Consider the following 18883-nt stretch of genomic DNA (forward strand, 5'->3'; position numbering starts at 1 on the left):
CATCTCCCTCACTACACGTAGGAGAGGGGCATTCGGCTCCCGGGCTCGCTGGTGCACCGCGACAAGCTTTGCCTTATGCTGAGCGGCTTTCCCCGCTTTGGCTAAAGAAGTAAGGAGTGCCCCATGGGCCTGGATATGGTTAGCGCTGGCCGCGACGTGCCGAATGAGATCAACGTCGTCATCGAGATTCCCAAGGATGCGGAACCGGTTAAATACGAGGTGGACAAGGAAAGCGGCGCGATTTTCGTGGATCGCATTCTCTCCACCCCGATGCGCTACCCCTGCAACTACGGCTACGTGCCCGGCACCCTGGGCGGTGACGGCGACCCGCTGGATGCGCTGGTGATCCTGCCGCTGCCGCTGGTACCGGGCTCGGTGATCCGCTGCCATCCGGTCGGCATGCTGAAGATGACCGACGAAGCCGGCAGCGACGAAAAGCTGGTGGTGATTCCCTCGCCGAAGATCTTTCCTGGCTACGCACACATCAATGACATCAAAGGCGTGTCGAGCCACTGGCTGGAGCGCATCGGCCACTTCTTCGAGCACTACAAGGATCTGGAGAAGGGCAAGTGGGTGAAGGTGGAAGGCTGGGTCGGCGCTGATGAAGCCAAGGCCGAGATTCTTGCTGGCGTGCAACGCAGTAAGGGCAAGGCGTAATCCCGGAAAGAAGAGCGCGACGCCATTTCGCGACGCGCTCTTTTTCAGGCTTCTCGTTTAGTCCCCGAGTATGACGCCTACACCAACGCGGAAGATCGGCGAATCACCTTTCGCCGCCGACACGCCCGCATTGATGTTTACACGGCCGTTCTTGCTCCAACGCGAAATCGCTATGCCCACCGCGCTTTCGCTACGGTAGGTTGCGGCACCCGCGCTCAACGCCACCTTGCCCGGCACATACGGCATGTTGTTGACCAGCGCCGCTGACGAGGCGATACCACGATTAGCCTGCCGCTGGTTGCGATTGATCAACTGCTGCAGATCGTCGATCTTCTGTCCGGTCCAGTCCTGCAGGTTTTGCAACTGTCCGACATTGACGGCATCCGTCGCCTGCGAGCCGGCCGCGACATTGGTGATCTGACGTTCTGCCCCCTCTGTGCCCACCGAAACGGTATTGGCACGATCAGCAACTGAACCAGCACCCAGCGCCACCGCATTGGTGGCCGAGGATGACACCGTGGCTCCCTGGCCGATCGCCGTGCCCGATGCCGCGCTCACGCTGCTGTTGGCGCCGATGGCAGCGGCATTGCTTGCGCCGGCTTCCACTGTACTGTTTGCGCCCACCGCTACGCTGTTGTCCGCCCCGACCATGGCATTACCACCGATCGCAGTGTCGTTGGCGCCAGCGGCGTACGAATCGTTGCCGACTGCCAGACCATTGGTACCAAGAGCCTTCGCATTTTGACCGACAGCTGAGGCGTTATCGCCCGTTGCGGCCGAGTTGTAACCCAGTGCGACGCCGGGCGAGTTGCCTGCATTGGCCTTGTCGTTGTTTCCACTGCCGCCAGTGCCATCCAGGTAAGGTGGCGTGCGATCTTCATTCTCGAGAACGGTAACCCGCGTATCCAGACCATTGATCTGGAACTGCAAGTTACTTTGCAGATCGGTGAGCTGGCCGACGTTGACCGCATCGTAAGTGCTCACTCCGTTGGCGACGTTATGAATCGCAACAGGTACCGACGCACCCATGCCGCCCAACGTGATCGAGCTGTGGCTGGGGTCATCGTATTTCACGGCCAGTGCATCGATTTCACCGACATCGCCGGCAAGATCCTTTAGCTGGCTAAGATTCACGGCATCATCGTCTTGCGTGCCAGCTGCCACACCGCGAATCTGACGGTCACCGTCGGTACCGTTGATCGTCACCAGCGCGCCGCCACTGCCAGCCGCCACCGTCACGGGTGCACTGGCGTCGGCCTGTTGCACCAAACCGGCATGACCGATCAGCAGATCGTTGATGTTGCCAGTATTGCTAGCCACCTGTTGGTTGGTAGCAAACAACTGGCTGCCGTTGATCGCGTCGTGGCTGGTGACCGACAGTTCGCCATCGGCAATATTGCGCAGCGCTACGGGCGCCGTTGCGCCGGCACCGCCCAGCGTTACCGAGGTCTTGCTGCCATCGTCATATTTGACTGCAGAAGTGTCGATGATGCCGACTTGGTCCGAGAGGTCGTTGAGCTGGCCGACATTGACGGCGTCGTCATCCGCCGTGCCCGCCGCCACGCCCTTGAGTTGTCGGTTGCCGCTTACGCCAGCGATGTTCACCGAAGCACCGCCGCTCTGGGCAGCTACCGTCACCGCTGCGTTAGTGTCGGCTTGTTGCACTAGGCCGGCATGACCGATCAACAGATCGTTGATGTCGCCTTCATTGATCGTGACGCGACCATCAAGCTGGGTGATGTTCTGTGCATTGGTCGCTACGTTCTGGTTAGTGGCGAACAACTGGCTACCATTGATCGCGTCGTGACTGATGGCCGACAGTCCGCCGTCGGCAATGTTGCGCAACGCTACGGGCGACGTTGCGCCGACGCCGCCCAGCGTTACCGAGATCTTGCTTCCATCGTCATATTTGACTGCGGAAATGTCGATGATGCCGACTTGGTCCGAGAGGTCGTTGAGCTGGCCGACATTGACGGCGTCGTCATCCGCCGTACCCGCCGCCACGCCCTTGAGTTGTCGGTTGCCGCTTACGCCAGCGATGTTCACAACAGTGCCACCGTTGCTGGCCGCCACCGTGATCGGCGCCGTTGCATTGGCTTGCTGCACCAAGCCCGCCGCTCCAACCAAAAGGTTGTTGATGTTGGTGGTGTTGCCCGCGATATTGGCCGTGTTCGTGGTCACTTGCTGGTTCGTCGTATTCAACTGCGAACCATTCACCGCATCGGTGCTGGTATTCGAAAGTGCGCCATTGGCTACGCCGGTGATTTGTCGGTTGCCGACAGCACCGGCCACGTTCACCAAGGTTCCGCCATTGCCTGCAGCTACTGTAATCGGTGCGGTGGCATTAGCTTGCTGCACCAGGCCCGCTGTTCCAACCAACAGGTTGTTGATATTGGCGGTGTTGCCTGCGATGTTGGTCGTGTTCGTACCCACTTGCTGGTTCGTGACATTCAACCCTGTATCCAGCGCAGTGAGCGCAGCACCAACATTAGTTTGCGTGCCACCTTGTACATTGTAGGTTGGACCAGTGACAGCACCCGTCGTCGAGTTGATCGACGCACCGCCGCCCAGGGCACTCACCACTGGCGAGAACTGGCTGACATTGACTGCGTCATTGGCTTGCGTACCGGCACCCACGTTGACGATCTGGCGAGTGAATGCCGAACCGCTGACATCGCTACCCACTGACACCGTGCTGTTGCGGTCGGCTACGGAGCCTTGCCCAAGCGCCACCGCATTTTGAACACTCGCTGCGACAGATGCATTTGCTCCTAAGGCGACCGCGTCTTCCCCGGCAGCGTTGGCTAGAAAGCCCAATCCGGTTGCATAAGCTCCGCTTGCTGAAGTCTGATCGCCCACGGCCAATGCTGCGATAGCTGTTGCGTTTGATAGATAACCAATTGCCGTTGCGACGGTGCCATTCGCGTTGGCCGCACTGCCAATGGCCAGGGAGCCAAGTCCAGTTGCACTCGCATTCGCAGAAGCGACTCCTTGATTCACCTTCACATAGGCATCGTCGAGCGCGGCCAGCGTACCAATGCCACCGTTAGCGCTACCAAGCACACCCATCCCACGGGATGTTTTAATAGTGCCAGCATTGGCTACACATATACCGTCGATACTCACCGTGCCCCATTGCTGCTCCGGCGTGATGCATGAGGCAGTGGTATCGGCAGCGTACGCTGCGCCAAGTGGGATAAATGAGGTGAGCGCGATAGCCACAGCACAGGTCAGTGCGTTGCGGCCGTCTTTCTTTTTGCAGCCCCTGGTCAATTCTGACGTCACTGCCCATTTGCCAACACCAGCGTCCCAGACCACCCGATAAATCTTATTCACCTGATCATCTCCTTGAAATGAAACTACTCCGCCGGAACAAATTGCCTCTAAATTGCCTCTAAAAGTGGAGTCCTTTGGACGTAACGTCCCGACCCACTGCAAACGCCTAAGTGGGCATGCATTCTTGTCGAATGCCTCAACGAGCACAGACGCATCTGCCTGCTGCTTTTGTTCCGGCAATGCAAGCGAAAAACATAGAGGGTGATTCAACCAATGAACATCGGTCGAAGCTGATACGTCAGCAGTCCTTGAACGCTGCGTTTTTCGGATAAATCTGTATTTCGTTTATCGTGCATGGCACGACGGTTACGCAGGAGAACGCAACTAAGAACTCAAAGTGGCTGCGACATCTGATGTAACGATGTTATGTCTTTACTGACTTGGCCACTCATTTCGGCAAAGACGCCATGGCAGTGCATTGCTTCGTGATCTTTCGAACGATCGACTGGCAGACGGCTTCTACGCTTCCGTCATGTCCCCTCCACGCTCCCACGGTGGTTGAGTACCAAACTGCTCCGCCAGAAAATCCACGAATGCCCGTACCCGCAACGGCACCAGCCGGCGCTGCGGCATCACCGCATAAATGCCGGTATCGGCGATCGCATACTCCGGCAAAACCACTTTCAAGCGCCCGGCACGCAAATCCTCGCAAACGTGCCAGGTGGAGTGCTGCGCAATACCCAGCCCGGCCAGCGCCGCATCGCGTAGCAGTTCGCCGAGCGTGGATTCCAGGCGTCCATTTACGCGTGCCGTGTGTACTGCGCCTTGCGCATCGTGCAGACGCCAGATGTCCTGGCGACCGTTGCTGCCCACCAGCATCAGACATTCATGTCGGGCAAGATCAACCGGTGTTTTCGGCATGCCAAAACGGCGCAGGTAATCTGGCGAGGCGCATAACACGCGCCGGTTGAGCGCCAGCTTGCGCGCCACCAGTCGCGAGTCGTGCAAGGCACCGATGCGAATGGCCAGATCGAAACCGGCGCTAATCAGATCCTGCAACTCATCAGTAAGCTGCACGCTCAGGCGCACGCGCGGATAGCGAGCCATGAAGGCCGGCAGCAGCGGAGAGACGTATTGACGTCCAAACGACGCGGATGCAGTCACGCGCAAGGTACCGACTACGTCGGCCGCGCCCTGGCGCAAACCTGAAGTCAGCGCCTCCAGATCTTCCACCAAAGTGCGCCCCTGCTCAGCCAGGGCCAGGCCCTCCGGTGTGGGATGCAGGCGGCGAGTCGTTCGGTGCAGCAGTCGCACGCCCAGATGTTGCTCCAGGCGCTTCAAGCGTTGGCTGGCGACAGCCACGGAAAGATCGAGGCTGCGCGCCGCGCCGCTGATCGAGCCTTGGTCCAGTACACGCAGGAACAGGATGAGGTCGCCGACACGGTCCATTTTCAATACTTTATTGAAAGTGATTCGCCATCTTGGCGGTTTTTGCAGAGGATGCAAGCGCCTACGCTGGGGCTTATCGATTTCTAACGGAGCCCTTCGCATGGCCGCCTCCCCTTCCCGTTCCATGCCGGTAGCGCTGTACGCGCTGGCCGCCGGGGCCTTCGGCATCGGCACGACCGAGTTCGTGATCATGGGTTTGTTGATCCAGGTGGCGGCGGACCTGAAAGTCACCATCGCCACCGCTGGCCTGTTGATCTCCGGCTACGCGCTAGGCGTGTTCGTGGGTGCGCCCGTGCTGACCGTCGCCACCAGTCGCATGCCACGCAAGGCTGTGCTCATTGGGCTGATGGCGATCTTCACCCTCGGCAATCTGTGCTGTGCGATGGCATCGAATTACGCAGTACTGCTACTAGCCCGCGTGATCACGTCGCTGGCACATGGCACTTTCTTCGGAGTGGGTTCGGTCGTAGCAACCAGCTTGGTGTCGACGGATCGCCGCGCATCGGCCATCTCGATCATGTTCACCGGTCTTACCATTGCCACCCTGCTCGGCGTGCCGGCTGGTGCGTGGCTTGGCCTGCACTTCGGCTGGCGCTCAACGTTCTGGGCCGTGGCCGCGATCGGCGTGATAGCGATGCTGATCATCGCCACCTTGGTGCCCAATCATCACGAGCATGGCAAAAGCATCGCCGTGCGTGACGAATTACGTGCCATCGGCAATCCTTCCGTGCTGCTCGGCTTGCTGATGACGGTGCTTGGCTTTGCCGGCGTGTTCACCGTGTTCACTTACATCCAGCCGATCCTGACGGAAGTAACCGGCTTTGCGCAGACCGCGGTGTCGCCCATTTTGCTGGTATTCGGCGTCGGATTGATTGCCGGCAACCTGCTCGGCGGCAAGCTGGCTGATCGCCATTTGACGAGCACGCTACTGCTGACACTGGTCGCGTTGATCGTGGTGCTCGGCGTTATGACCTTTGCGCTGCATAGCAAAGTGCTGGCGGTGTTGTTTGTTGGTCTGCTTGGCATCGCCGCATTTGCAACCGTACCACCGCTGCAACTATGGGTGCTGCATAAAGCTGATGACGCGAAAAGTCTCGCTTCGAGCTTGAACATCGGCGCATTCAATCTCGGCAACGCACTCGGTGCGTGGCTCGGCGGCGTAGTGGTAGCGCGCGGCCCCGGACTTGGTGCGCTCACCTGGGTCGCCGCGTTGGTCACCTTGTCGGGTCTGCTCGTCGCGCTGTGGGCAAGGCAACGCGAAGCCATGCTTCCCCAACTGCCTGCTGTCGCTTGTTCGAGCAGCGGCTCGTAATCACGGCACGCATCCCTCTCTCTTTTTCACAGAAAGGAACGATCGTGGATTATCGATTTCTCGGTGCATCCGGTTTCAAAGTACCCGTACTCGGCTTCGGCGCGGGAACGTTCGGCGGGAAAGGACCGCTGTTCAGCGCCTGGGGCAACACCGATGCGGCACAAGCACGTCGCCTGCTCGACATCTGCCTGGAAGCCGGTGTGAATCTGTTCGACACCGCGGACGTCTATTCGGATGGCGCATCGGAAAGCATTCTCGGCGAAGCGCTGAAAGGCCGCCGGGATCAAGCGATCATCTCCACCAAACTCACGCTGCGTGCAGGCGAAGGCCCGAACGAGGTGGGTGCATCGCGCCATCATCTAGTCACTGGTGTCGAGCGCGCGCTCAAGCGTCTCAATACCGATTACATCGATCTCTTGCAGCTGCATCACTTCGACGCCATGACGCCGGTGGAAAGCGTGATGCGCACCCTCGACGACTTGGTGCGTGACGGCAAGGTGCGCTATCTCGGTGCGTCGAATTTCTCCGGCTGGCAGCTGATGAAATCGCAGGCCGTCGCCGATCGCTACGGCTACACCCGCTTCGTTGCCAACCAGACGTACTATTCGCTGATCGGCCGCGATTACGAGTGGGAACTGATGCCGCTAGGTCTGGACCAGGGCGTTGGCGCAGTGGTGTGGAGCCCGCTTGGCTGGGGCCGCCTCACCGGCAAGATTCGTCGCGGCCAGCCGCTGCCGGAAGGAAGCCGCCTGCACGAAACAGCCGGTTTCGCGCCACCGGTGGACGAAGAGCGGCTCTATCGCGTAATCGATGTACTGGATGACATCGCCGTGGAAACCGGCAAGACAGTGCCGCAGATCGCGCTGAATTGGCTGCTGCAGCGCCCCACTGTTTCCAGCATCCTGTTTGGTGCGCGCAACGAAGAACAACTGCGGCAAAACCTGGGCGCAATCGGCTGGACGCTAACGCATGAGCAGATCACGCGACTGGATACTGCCAGTGCCGTCACACCGCCTTATCCCTATTACCCGTGTTGGAATGGGCAATTTACCGAGCGCAATCCGCCGGCCATTCAGATCGCATGACTTGCCAATGAGAAACCACACGATGAAAGCTGTCGCCCTCACCCGTTATCTGCCCATCGACGATCCGCAATCGCTGATCGATGTGGAACTATCCAAGCCGGACATCGGCACAAACGACCTGCTTGTGCGCGTGGAAGCCGTGTCCGTCAATCCGGTCGATACCAAAGTCCGTTCGCCTAAGCCGCACGTGGAAACGCAACCGCGCGTACTCGGATACGACGCTGCGGGTACGGTAGAAGCGGTCGGCGCTGACGTGATCGGCTTCAAACCCGGTGATGAGGTTTATTACGCGGGCGACATCACTCGACCAGGCAGCAATGCGCAGTATCAGGCTGTGGACGCACGACTGGTTGCGCATCGTCCGCGCCGCTTGGACGCCGCCGCAGCCGCAGCTTTGCCGTTGGTCACCATCACCGCGTGGGAACTGCTGTTCCAGCGCATGCCTTACTCATGCGAACACGGCGGTGAGGGCAAGACACTGCTGGTGATCGCCGGCGCAGGTGGTGTGGGCTCGATCGCGATCCAGCTCGCACGTCGCGCGGGTTTCACCGTGATCGCCACCGCATCACGTCCGGAAACACAGGCATGGTGCCGCGCAATGGGGGCGCAGCATGTGATCGATCATCGTCAACCGCTCACGGAGCAGCTGAAGGCGCTAGGCTTCAACGAAGTCGATGCCGCCATCAACCTGGCCGATACGGCACGTTACTGGACCGACCTTGGCGAATTACTCGCACCGCAAGGGCACGTCGGCCTGATCGTGGAACCGACGATGCCGTTGAACATGGGTGATCCTTACAAAGCCAAATGCATCGGCATTCATTGGGAAATGATGTTCGCGCGGCCGCGCTTCAAAACAGCCGACATGGCTGAGCAAGGACGCATCCTGGCACGCGTGGCGGCGTTGATGGATGAAGGCGAACTGCGCGGCATCCATCGCGAAACGCTGAGCCCGATCAATGCAGAGAATTTGCGCGAAGCGCATCGACGGTTGGAGTCGGGCAGCACGATCGGCAAGCTGGTGCTGTCCGGCTGGTAACTCATCACCCCGCTCAGGGAAGTGTGTAATCGAAGATGTAGTAGTGGCTACCATCTTCGATCTTGATCTGCATCGATCCACTCAAGCCAGTCAAAGCATCCGTTCCTGAATCCGGCACCACCGTCACCGACAACTGCGGCGAGCCACGATCCATCACGCCGCAGTGCTGCAGGACGAAGCTGCCACGCTTGCCGTGCAGCGTGCCGGTCACGCGCTCAATGGCCACGTAGCCGGCTGATCCCTGCACCTGGCCCATCGCCGACAACATTTCGCCAAGGCTGGTGGCTTCCAGGTCACCATGGAATTGCTTTTCGATTGTCATCCGCCCCAAACTGGCTTGCTCGATGCCGGGCGCCGGCGGTTGTGGTGCGAGTTTCACCTCGAAAGACCCGTTTGCTTGCATGACATGTCCCGATTCGCTTTCCTGTTGCGACATTAGTACAACGGCAGCCATGACGATTGGAAAAACGCGACATCCCGTCCAGGTGGAAAAGCCATGACCATCGATTTGGGCAAGCCTCGCGGCATCTTGCACCCGCAGCTGGCACACGGCGAATTTCAGCATGACCGCCGCGCGCCATCGCCTGTTCTTGCGGAAGTCGTGGAGCATTACTGGCACGTAGCATGGGATTTGCGCGGACTTCCGGCTCAGCAACAGGAAACGCTGCCCCACCCAAACGTGCATTTCGTGGTCGAACCGGCGTTGACTGGCATTTATGGCGTACACACCGGCCGCTTCACTCGATTGCTTGAAGGGAAAAGCCAGGTATTTGGCATCAAGTTCAAACCCGGCGGCTTCTTTCCGTTTTACGGTGCACCGGTTTCGGAGCTGCAGAATCGCTCACTCGATCCACGCCGCATCTTTGGCGACGATGCGGCACGCTTCGAATCAGAGGTATGCGCCAGCGCGGATATCGATGCGATGGTGCTGGCCGCGGAGCAATTGCTGTTGGCGCATGTTCCTGCCGTGGACGCGAACGTCACGCACGTCAGCGAGCTTGTCGCTGGTATTGCTGCGGACCGCAGCCTGACCTCGGTCGATGCATTGAGCCAGCAATGCCAACTCACCAAGCGTGCGTTGCAAAGGTTGTTCAACCGGTACGTCGGCGTCAGCCCAAAATGGGTGATCAACCGCTACCGGATGCATGAAGCCATTGCGCAACTGCAAGCAGGCGGACCCGTCATATGGGCTGATCTGGCGCTGGCACTCGGCTATTTCGATCAAGCTCATTTCATCCGTGATTTTCGGAAACTGGTGGGGCGCTCGCCCACTGAATACGCACGTGCGGAAAGCCATTCTGACCCATCATGCAGGTGATCCTCATGACCGACTACGGCGTTGTCACCGAACCCACTTCAATCCGCTTCGAACGCCTGCTGCCAGGCCCCATCACACGTATTTGGAGCTACCTCACCGATTCGGAAAAACGCGGGCAATGGTTTTCCTCCGGGCCGATCGAACCGAAGGTCGGCGGAAAAGCCGAGCATGTGTTCAACAACGGCAAACTGTCGAAACACGACGACCCGCCGCCCGAGAAATACGCGGATCACGCTGGCGAAGTGCGTTCGGAAGGGCGTGTGCTCACCTATGATCCGCCATACGCCCTGGCGTATACCTTCGGCGGCGACATGGAGGTGCGTTTTGAACTCACCTCACAGGGTGACAAAGTGCTGCTGGTGCTCACGCACACACGGCTCACTTCTTACGACATGCTGACCAGGATCGCCGGCGGCTGGCATACGCATCTGGACATACTGGCCGATCGTCTCAGCGGGCGTGAACCGCCGGCATTCTGGAAAACGCATGCACGAATGGAGGCGGAATATCAGGCCAGGATTCCACGAGCTTAAGCTTTTAAACCCGTTTTTTTATGGGATTTATACGGCAGACCGCAAATGCCATATCGCAACTTTATGCACGGAGCCAGAGAATGCCGGACATGAAGATTCCAACGTCACGCACAGCGCCCATGACGCGAATGAAACGGGGCTTTGGCCAGATCGTTCTGGCCTTGCTTTTCCTGTTCTCGGTTTTCCAGTTAACGCATCTGCCGGTGATGGCGAACCACGGACTGACGGATATGTGGCGGGCGCTGGCGGTGGGATCGCTGTTCTTGTTCTTCTGCGTGCCAGGCTCGAATCGCCAGTGAGACGATCCTGAAGCTTCCCCGGACTTGATCCCGGGGAAACGCCACGGCAAGACTTCCCCATCTACGGGGGAAATCCAGGCATCAAGCCTTGTGATAAACCTCCGCGCCTTGCGCGCGGAATTCTGCTGCCTTCTCGGCCATGCCGTCTTCCAGCGCGGCTGATTCATCCATGCCATGCTCTGCGGCGTAGTCGCGCACGTCCTGGGTGATCTTCATCGAGCAGAACTTCGGGCCGCACATGGAGCAGAAGTGGGCGGACTTGTGCGCGTCCTTGGGCAAGGTCTCATCGTGGAACTCCTTTGCCTTTTCCGGATCGAGACCGAGATTGAACTGATCGTCCCAGCGGAATTCGAAGCGCGCCTTGCTGAGTGCGTTGTCGCGTACCTGTGCGCCGGGATGACCCTTGGCCAGGTCCGCCGCATGCGCGGCGATCTTGTAGGCGATGATGCCGTCGCGTACGTCCTGCTTGTTCGGCAGACCAAGATGTTCTTTCGGCGTGACGTAGCAGAGCATAGCCGTACCGAACCAGCCGATCATCGCGGCGCCGATGGCGCTGGTGATGTGGTCGTAGCCGGGCGCGATGTCGGTAGTGAGTGGGCCCAGCGTATAGAACGGCGCCTCGTGGCACTTTTCCAGTTGGCGCTCCATGTTTTCCTTGATCAACTGCATCGGCACGTGGCCGGGACCTTCGATCATTACCTGCACGTCGTGCTTCCACGCGATCTGTGTGAGTTCGCCCAGCGTGTCGAGTTCACCGAACTGCGCAGCGTCGTTCGCATCCGCCACGCATCCAGGACGCAGACCATCGCCCAGGCTGAAGGACACGTCGTAGGCCTTCATGATTTCGCAGATTTCCTCGAAGTGCGTGTAGAGGAAATTCTCTTTGTGATGTGCGAGACACCACTTGGCCATGATCGAACCACCGCGCGAGACAATGCCAGTGACACGCTTGGCGGTAAGCGGCACGAAGCGCAGCAGCACGCCGGCGTGGATGGTGAAGTAGTCCACGCCTTGCTCGGCCTGTTCGATCAGCGTGTCGCGGAACAGCTCCCAGGTGAGGTCTTCGGCGATGCCGCCAACCTTTTCCAACGCCTGGTAGATCGGCACGGTTCCGATCGGCACCGGCGAGTTGCGGATGATCCATTCACGCGTTTCGTGGATGTTCTTGCCGGTAGAAAGATCCATCACGGTGTCGCCACCCCAACGGATCGACCACACCAGTTTTTCCACTTCTTCGGCGATGCCGGAACTCACGGCGGAGTTGCCGATGTTGGCGTTGATCTTGGTGAGGAAATTGCGACCGATGATCATCGGCTCGCTTTCCGGGTGGTTGATGTTGGCGGGGATGATCGCCCGGCCACGCGCCACTTCGTCACGCACGAATTCAGGTGTGATCAGCTTGGCCAACGAGGCGCCGAAGGATTCACCCGCATGCTGGTTGCGCAGCGCGCTGTTCTGCAGCGCTTCGATGCGCTGATTTTCGCGGATGGCGATGTATTCCATCTCGGGCGTGACGATGCCACGCCGCGCGTAGTGCATCTGCGTGACATTGGCGCCGGGCTTGGCACGCAACGGAGTGCGCGTATGGCCGAAACGCACGGTATCGAGCTTCGCATCGGCAGCACGCTCGCGGCCGAAGGCAGACGTGAGCCCGGACAGTTGCTCGACATCGCCGCGTTCCACGATCCATGGTGCGCGCAAGGCAGGCAGACCGGCTGCCAGATCAACGCTGTAATCCGGATCGGTATACGGACCAGACGTGTCGTAAACGGTGATAGCCGGATTGGTTTCTCCGCCAAACAACGTGGGCGTCTGCGCCTGCGTAATTTCCCGCATCGGCACTTTCAGATCAGCGCGGCTGCCCTGCACATGGATCTTGCGCGAGCCCGGAATGGGCCGTGTAACGGCTTCGGAGAGTTCTTGCGCGGCGCGCACGAGATCGGAGGGCAAGGCATTCATCGGCATTCGTCCAGTACTGAAGCGATGTCCCAACAGGACGCGCTTTGTTGAAAAGTCCGCACATGGATGTGCGGGGTTTTGCGAACGGATTCGCATATCAACGACTGAAGCGATGGCGCCAACGCACGGCGTTGGTCCGTGCGGCGAAGCTCCCTACACCGGTGCTAACCGGATCAGGTTCGAAGGGACTCTCTCAGCCGACTGCGGTCGGCACCCCCGCTTCCTAACAACAACCCCGCTATTTGACCATGAAGCGGGGTGATAAACGAGTGCAGATGCCGATTCAGTGCTGCGACGGCGCGTAAGCGCGCAGGAACATCGTGACGCTGGCGCGGGCGTTTTCCTCGATTTCTTTGGCATAGGCCTGCGCGCAATCCACGCAACCGAACATATGTCGCATCATCATGTCGCCCTTGATCAGCGAGATGAACTGGATGGCCGCACGAGGCACATCAGCAATATCGAGCATGCCCGCATCAGTCGCTTGCTGCAGCAGACGCTCCAGCAGGGCCTTTGAACGCATCGGGCCTTCTTCCCACATCAGCTTGCCGTAGCGGGGGTTGCCCTGACGGCAGTCGCTGAGGATGGCGCGGAATGTGCCCACGGTTTCCGGATTGCAATCCAGATGCGCGTGGGTCTGGGCGATGCGATGGAGGATGTCGCCGATATCGGCACTGGGATCGAACTGGTAGGTCTCTTCGGGCAACAGGTCCTGGATGCGTGCGCGGATGACCTCGCGGAACAGGTTGTCCTTATCGCCAAAGTGACTATAGACCGTGAGCTTGGATACGCCCGCCTCCGCGGCGATGGCATCCATGCTGGTACCGGCAAAGGCGTTGCGTATGAACAGAGCCTTGGCAGCGTCGAGGATGGCCGCGCGCTTTTCCATGTCCTTAGGGCGGCCTGGCCCATGCGGCTTGGTCAGCGGGATCGAGTTCATGGATGCACCTTCACAAATCAAAAAACCCAATTTATTATACGGGTCGGTTTACTTATTTTCTGAATGATACCGAATATTTCGGCCAATGTGCGCAACTACCCCAGAAATGGCGCTCAGCCCTCCCTACCGCAAGGCCCAACGCCTGCTGTCGGAATGGCTGGAAGCGGGCCGGACAGCGCGCAGACAGGTGTTTGCGATCCGGACCGTCATTCCGACTCTGGATGCCAATGACAAGCATCGTCTATGCCGCTGGCTGGCCTGGTGGTGCGTGGCGGCCGGAGAAAGGGGTGAATGGTTGCTTGGGCGCATCAAACGACTGGATGCAGCACTGGGCATAAGCACCGAAATGGCGCTCGCGCACTTGCCTGTTGGGGTAGGTCTGAGCACCGTTCGCGATCATCGGAAAAGCGCGTAAATGTCCGCGGACACAGGACATTGCATGACTTACGTCAGGTCATCGCGATGACTTCCGGCACTTCGTGCAAAGCATGTCGCACCGCAACCTTACCATTGTCGAAACAGGGTCTAAACGCTTATCCTTTTTGACCTTTTTTCGATCCACACAGGCTTGTTTTCCATGGCGATGAACTTCGATCAGGCGCGTCAAAACATGGTTGAGAACCAGGTGCGCCCCTGGGAGGTGCTGGATGGTCGCGTACTTGACGTGCTGCGTCACGTTCGCCGCGAGGATTTCGTCCCGTCCGCTCATCGCCAACTGGCCTTTGCTGATCTGAACCTGCCGCTCGGGCACGGCGAAATGATGATGAAGCCGGTGCTGGAAGGCCGCGTGCTGCAGGCACTGGAGCTGAAACCCGAAGACAGCGTGCTGGAAATCGGCACCGGCTCGGGCTTTCTCACCGCCTGCCTGGCCAATCTCGCCGCGCAGGTCACCAGCGTGGACGTCCATGAGGACTTCACCGCGACCGCAGGCGAGCGCCTCAAGGCTGCCGGCATTGCCAACGTACAGCTCGTGACGGGTGAGGCCGTGAACAGCTGGCAGCCGCAGGGCACGTTTGATGCTGTGGTTGTCACTGGCGCCGTCTACCGTATCCCCGATCGTTTCCTCGGCTGGCTCAAACCCGGCGGCCGGTTGCTCGCCATCCGTGGAGAGTCGCCGGTGCAGCAGGTAGTGGTGTTCACGCACGAAGGCAACGGCCGTTACCGCGAGGAAAGCTTGTTCGAGACGGATCTTCCCTATCTCGCGCACGCCGAACCTCCTCGCCGTTTCGTTTTTTGACCCCGATTTTCGAACCTACGAGGCAAACCATGCGCTTGAAGCTTCTGACCCTTGCCCTGTCCCTGGCCGCAGTCTCCCTGCCCAGCTATGGCGAGGATTTGCTGGATGCATACCGTCAGGCGCGTGCAAACGATCCTGTGCTGGCACAGGCTGACGCTACTCGTCTTGCCGTCCACGAAGGTGTTCCGCAGGCGCGCGCGCTGTTGCTGCCGCAGATCAATGGCGGCATGAGTCTGCAGCAGACAAGCAGTACCGGCTACAACGCCGACCTCCACCGCGACCCAGGTCATGAGCGTACGCGCTCAATCTCGGCCAGCGTGGACCAGACCATCCTCAACCTGTCCGACATTGCGAACCTGCAAGCTGCGCATTCGACCTCAGATTCACAGGAAAAAACCTATGAGGCCGCTGCGCAGGAATTATTCGTGCGCGTGGCCAGCGCCTACTTCACGGTGCTGAATGACGAAGAGCAGGTCGCCGTTGCGAAAGCAAACGAAGAAGCCTTTCGCGTTACCTACGACCAGGCAGAACAGCAATACAAGGTTGGCATTGCCGCCATCACCAACCTCTATCAGTCCAAGTCGTTATACGAAGCCGCCAAGGCGAACACCGTCACTATTGAGAACACGCTGGCCAACGATCGCCAGGCGCTGAGCGTTATCACCGGCAAGCCGGTAGGTGATCTGAAGAAGCTGCGTCCTGACTTGCCGATGGATCCACCAGCGCCGGCCGATCCGCAGAACTGGGTGGACAGCGCCATGAAGAACAACCCCACCCTGGCCGCCGCACAACTCTCCGTGGATGCCGCGGAGCATTCCATCAACGCGGCGCGTGCCGGTCATTTGCCCACCATCAGTGCCAGCCTTACCCGCGCCAAGAGCACTGCGTGGCTGGAAAACGGCAGCGCCAACCAGATCGGCGCAACCGGCAACGGCCGCTGGGGCAACACCATCGGCTTGACGCTGTCGGTGCCAATTTTCTCTGGTGGCCTCACACAGTCGAAGGTGCGCCAGTCGATCGATCAGCGCGACGAAGCGCAGGATTCGCTGGAACTGACCCGTCGCCAGGTCACGCAGAACACGCTGAACTACTACAACTCGGTGATCGCTGGCATCAGCGAAGTGGAATCCGGTAAGGCAGCCGTGGAATCCGCACAGAAAGCCGTGGACGCCACCAAGGCCGGCTTCCAGGTGGGTACGCAGATCATCCTGGACGTGCTGACCTCCATTCAGACGCTGACCTCCGCACAAAGCACCTACTCCACCGCGCGCCATCAGCTAGTGCTCAATCGCCTGCTGCTGAAGCAATCGTCCGGCACCATCGGCTACGATGATATGGAGTACGTCAACTCACTGTTGCAGTGATCGATGGTATCGATAGCAAAGAAGGCCAGGATTTCCTGGCCTTTTTTATGGCTCGAAGATTGGCAACGCATCCAATGCACTACCAACCCACCCGAAGAAAAAATCTGCGTGCGTTACTCCTGCAACATCCGATCAATCAACCGCATCACCCGCTCCACAGCGCCGCGTTCGCTATCGAACACCACACGTGCCTGACATCCCATCTGCTTGCAGCTCGCTTCGTCCTGCAGCAGATCGAGCACTTCGGCACCCAACGCTTCGCTTTCCAGCACACGCTTCGCGCCGCCGCCGCGAATGAGCGTCAAGGTGATTTCCTCGAAATTGAAGGTATGCGGCCCTACCAGCACAGGCCGAGATAGCGCCGCCGGCTCAAGCACATTGTGGCCACCGATCGGCACCAGGCTGCCGCCCACGAAGGCCACATCGGACGCTGCAAAGAACTGCATCAGCTCGCCCATCGTGTCGATCAGAAAAACCTGATGCGACTCACCCGGCACACGATCGGCGCTGCGCACGGCCATGGTGAAGCCCAGGCTGCGGACCGAATGTTCGACCAATCGAAAGCGCTCGGGATGGCGTGGCGCGATCAGCAACAAGGCATCCGGGAGCCGCTTGAGCACTTCCAGGTGCGCTTCCAGCACCGCCAGCTCCTCGCCTTCATGCGTACTGGCGGCAATCCATACCGGCCGCAAGCGACCCCACTGTTGACGGAACGCCTCGCCAGCTTCCTGCGCACCTTCCGGTATGGGCATATCGAATTTCAGGTTGCCGCTGACGGTGACCAGTGCCGGATCGGCACCCAGCAACCGATAGCGCGCCGCGTCGGTGCGCGACTGCGCCGAAATATGCCGCACGCCACGCAACGCCGAGCGCAATAGTGCGCGCATCGGCGCATAACCACGCAGCGAGCGTCCGGACAGGCGTGCATTGACGATCATCAGCGGAATACCGCGCCGGTAACAGCCGAAATACAAGTTCGGCCATATTTCTGTCTCCACGATCAGCGCCAGGCGAGGCCGTACCTGTTTCAAGAAACGATGCACGGAAAATGGCAAGTCGTATGGCAGATACACATGAAACACGCTGTCGCCAAACAACTGTTGCACGCGCGCCGAACCGGTCGGCGTGACGGTGGTAACCACCAGCGGCGCATTCGGATAGTCATCGCGCAGCGCCTTGATCAGCGGCTCCGCCGCGTTCACCTCGCCCACCGATACCGCGTGCACCCAGATGCTGCCGCGCAGATCCGGTGCCTTGAAGATCCCGAAACGCTCCGGCCAGCGCTGGTGATAGTTGCCGTAACGCATCCCACGCGTCAGCAACCGCAGTACAAGCACCGGCGTGGCGAGGTACATCAGGAGGGTATAGAGATAGCGCAACGTCGATTCCTGTCCGGAACGCGGAAGTATACGGGGCACAACGCCCCCCTCCCCAAAGAGGAGGGAACCGACGCGTGTGCCGCTACAATGACCCGAATGCCCGGAACACCTTATCCCCCTTTCACCCGCTCCCTGCTCGCACCACGCCTCTGGCCCGCCTGGGTCGGCGTGGGTGTGATGAAGCTCGTCGCCATGTTGCCGTTCCCGGTGTTGATGGGCATTGGGCGTGCGCTGGGCTGGATGATCGAGCGCTTTCCCTCGCCCCGGCGCAAGGTGGCGGCCACCAATGTCGCGTTGTGCTTTCCGGAGCTGGATGCAAAGGCGCAGGCGGCGCTGGTAGATGCCCATCTGCGCGACATCGGCTTGATGCTGATCGAATTCGCCCTGGGCTGGATGGGCTCGGATCGCGCCATCCGAAAAATACCGGTCACCATCGAAGGACTGGAACATCTCGAAGCCGCGCACGCCGACGGGCGTGGTGTGCTCCTGGTCGGCGGACATTTCTCGCATCTGGAACTGTGCGCGCGATTGGTTTCGCAGCGCATCCGCATTGCCGGCATGTACCGGCGCATGGACAACGCCGCGTTCGAATGGACTGTGCTACGCGCACGCCTGGGCTACGCGCGCGCCATGTTCGACAAGGACGACATCCGCGGCACAGTGAAATACCTGCGTAGCGGCGGCACGTTGTGGTACGCGCCCGACCAGGACATGCGCAGCAAGGACAACGCCTTCGTGCCGTTCTTCGGCGTAATTGCCGCCACCATCACTGGCACCCACCATCTCGCGCGCCTGTCCCGTTCCGTTGTCGTGCCGTTCTTCCACCGCCGACTGCCGGGTAGCCAGGGCTATGTCTTGCGCCTGGGCGCGCCGCTGGAAAACATGCCCAGCGCAGATGCAGAGGCCGATACCGCACGCGTCAATCACTGCATCGAAGACATGGTGCGAGAAGCGCCAGAGCAGTATCTGTGGGTGCACAAGCGCTTCAAGACACGTCCCGAAGGCGCCCCCCCGATCTACTGACAGGCCTGCGCCA

The 18883-nt window shown here is 59.8% G+C and carries 17 protein-coding genes and 1 riboswitch; of the genes, 11 read left to right on the plus strand and 6 right to left on the minus strand.

What is annotated here, in order from left to right; all coding sequences use genetic code 11:
- The first annotated feature begins 123 nt into the window (after positions 1–123).
- Complete coding sequence (ppa, locus tag QQJ86_RS03485; RefSeq protein WP_284319521.1) at positions 124–657, plus strand: inorganic diphosphatase; 534 nt, start codon at positions 124–126, stop codon at positions 655–657.
- 57 nt (positions 658–714) lie between these two features.
- Here the strand turns inward: ppa and QQJ86_RS03490 are convergent, their stop codons facing one another.
- Complete coding sequence (locus QQJ86_RS03490) at positions 715–3993, minus strand: YadA-like family protein (RefSeq protein ID WP_284319522.1); 3279 nt, start codon at positions 3991–3993, stop codon at positions 715–717.
- A 459-nt stretch (positions 3994–4452) separates the two neighbouring features.
- A complete protein-coding gene (locus QQJ86_RS03495) occupies positions 4453–5382 on the minus strand; it encodes a LysR family transcriptional regulator (RefSeq protein WP_284319523.1) in 930 nt (309 codons plus the stop codon).
- A gap of 100 nt (positions 5383–5482) precedes the next feature.
- Between QQJ86_RS03495 and QQJ86_RS03500 the strand changes: the two genes are divergently transcribed.
- From QQJ86_RS03500 to QQJ86_RS03510, 3 genes are read left to right on the plus strand one after another with little or no spacing between them, the layout of a single operon-like run.
- Positions 5483–6694, plus strand: a complete 1212-nt coding sequence (locus QQJ86_RS03500; protein WP_284319524.1) for an MFS transporter — start codon at positions 5483–5485, stop codon at positions 6692–6694.
- A gap of 44 nt (positions 6695–6738) precedes the next feature.
- The gene (locus QQJ86_RS03505) at positions 6739–7779 is read left to right on the plus strand and encodes an aldo/keto reductase (protein ID WP_284319525.1); all 1041 of its coding nucleotides are present in this window, start codon (positions 6739–6741) and stop codon (positions 7777–7779) included.
- Between the two features lie 22 nt (positions 7780–7801).
- Entirely contained in the window at positions 7802–8818 is a 1017-nt protein-coding gene (locus tag QQJ86_RS03510; protein ID WP_284319526.1) for a zinc-binding alcohol dehydrogenase family protein, read from the plus strand.
- A gap of 13 nt (positions 8819–8831) precedes the next feature.
- Here the strand turns inward: QQJ86_RS03510 and QQJ86_RS03515 are convergent, their stop codons facing one another.
- On the minus strand, positions 8832–9221 hold the full coding sequence (locus tag QQJ86_RS03515) for a DUF3224 domain-containing protein (RefSeq protein ID WP_284319527.1): 390 nt from the start codon (positions 9219–9221) through the stop codon (positions 8832–8834).
- 93 nt (positions 9222–9314) lie between these two features.
- On the opposite strand from QQJ86_RS03515, the gene QQJ86_RS03520 reads away from it, so the two are divergent.
- The 3 genes from QQJ86_RS03520 to QQJ86_RS03530 all read left to right on the plus strand — a co-directional run bounded on the left by QQJ86_RS03520 (position 9315) and on the right by QQJ86_RS03530 (position 10968).
- Complete coding sequence (locus tag QQJ86_RS03520; RefSeq protein WP_284319528.1) at positions 9315–10136, plus strand: helix-turn-helix domain-containing protein; 822 nt, start codon at positions 9315–9317, stop codon at positions 10134–10136.
- 5 nt (positions 10137–10141) lie between these two features.
- Positions 10142–10669 carry an SRPBCC family protein gene (locus QQJ86_RS03525; RefSeq protein ID WP_284319529.1) on the plus strand — a complete coding sequence of 176 codons (528 nt, stop codon included), beginning with the start codon at positions 10142–10144 and terminating at the stop codon, positions 10667–10669.
- Between the two features lie 80 nt (positions 10670–10749).
- The gene (locus tag QQJ86_RS03530) at positions 10750–10968 is read left to right on the plus strand and encodes a hypothetical protein (RefSeq protein WP_284319530.1); all 219 of its coding nucleotides are present in this window, start codon (positions 10750–10752) and stop codon (positions 10966–10968) included.
- An 81-nt stretch (positions 10969–11049) separates the two neighbouring features.
- Here QQJ86_RS03530 and thiC read toward each other — a convergent pair whose 3' ends face one another.
- Both thiC and QQJ86_RS03540 read right to left on the minus strand, forming a co-directional pair.
- Positions 11050–12927, minus strand: coding sequence for a phosphomethylpyrimidine synthase ThiC (thiC, locus tag QQJ86_RS03535; RefSeq protein ID WP_284319531.1), 1878 nt, complete (start codon positions 12925–12927; stop codon positions 11050–11052).
- A gap of 133 nt (positions 12928–13060) precedes the next feature.
- A riboswitch (TPP riboswitch) is annotated at positions 13061–13155 on the minus strand.
- A 55-nt stretch (positions 13156–13210) separates the two neighbouring features.
- Positions 13211–13867: a TetR/AcrR family transcriptional regulator gene (locus tag QQJ86_RS03540; protein WP_284319532.1), complete on the minus strand. Its 657-nt coding sequence runs from the start codon at positions 13865–13867 to the stop codon at positions 13211–13213.
- Positions 13868–13973: 106 nt separating this feature from the next.
- Between QQJ86_RS03540 and QQJ86_RS03545 the strand changes: the two genes are divergently transcribed.
- The 3 genes from QQJ86_RS03545 (at position 13974) to QQJ86_RS03555 (ending at position 16468) form a co-directional block, all read left to right on the plus strand.
- Positions 13974–14282, plus strand: coding sequence for a hypothetical protein (locus QQJ86_RS03545; protein ID WP_284319533.1), 309 nt, complete (start codon positions 13974–13976; stop codon positions 14280–14282).
- Between the two features lie 162 nt (positions 14283–14444).
- On the plus strand, positions 14445–15104 hold the full coding sequence (locus QQJ86_RS03550) for a protein-L-isoaspartate O-methyltransferase family protein (protein ID WP_284319534.1): 660 nt from the start codon (positions 14445–14447) through the stop codon (positions 15102–15104).
- A gap of 29 nt (positions 15105–15133) precedes the next feature.
- Complete coding sequence (locus QQJ86_RS03555) at positions 15134–16468, plus strand: TolC family outer membrane protein (RefSeq protein ID WP_284319535.1); 1335 nt, start codon at positions 15134–15136, stop codon at positions 16466–16468.
- Between the two features lie 113 nt (positions 16469–16581).
- On the opposite strand, the gene waaA is transcribed toward QQJ86_RS03555, so the two are convergent.
- A complete protein-coding gene (gene waaA / locus QQJ86_RS03560; protein WP_284319686.1) occupies positions 16582–17823 on the minus strand; it encodes a lipid IV(A) 3-deoxy-D-manno-octulosonic acid transferase in 1242 nt (413 codons plus the stop codon).
- Positions 17824–17934: 111 nt separating this feature from the next.
- On the opposite strand from waaA, the gene lpxL reads away from it, so the two are divergent.
- A complete protein-coding gene (gene lpxL, locus QQJ86_RS03565; RefSeq protein WP_284319536.1) occupies positions 17935–18870 on the plus strand; it encodes an LpxL/LpxP family Kdo(2)-lipid IV(A) lauroyl/palmitoleoyl acyltransferase in 936 nt (311 codons plus the stop codon).
- Positions 18871–18883 lie beyond the last annotated feature (13 nt).

The sequence above is a fragment of the Dyella acidisoli genome (assembly GCF_030160295.1).
GTDB lineage: Bacteria > Pseudomonadota > Gammaproteobacteria > Xanthomonadales > Rhodanobacteraceae > Dyella_B > Dyella_B acidisoli.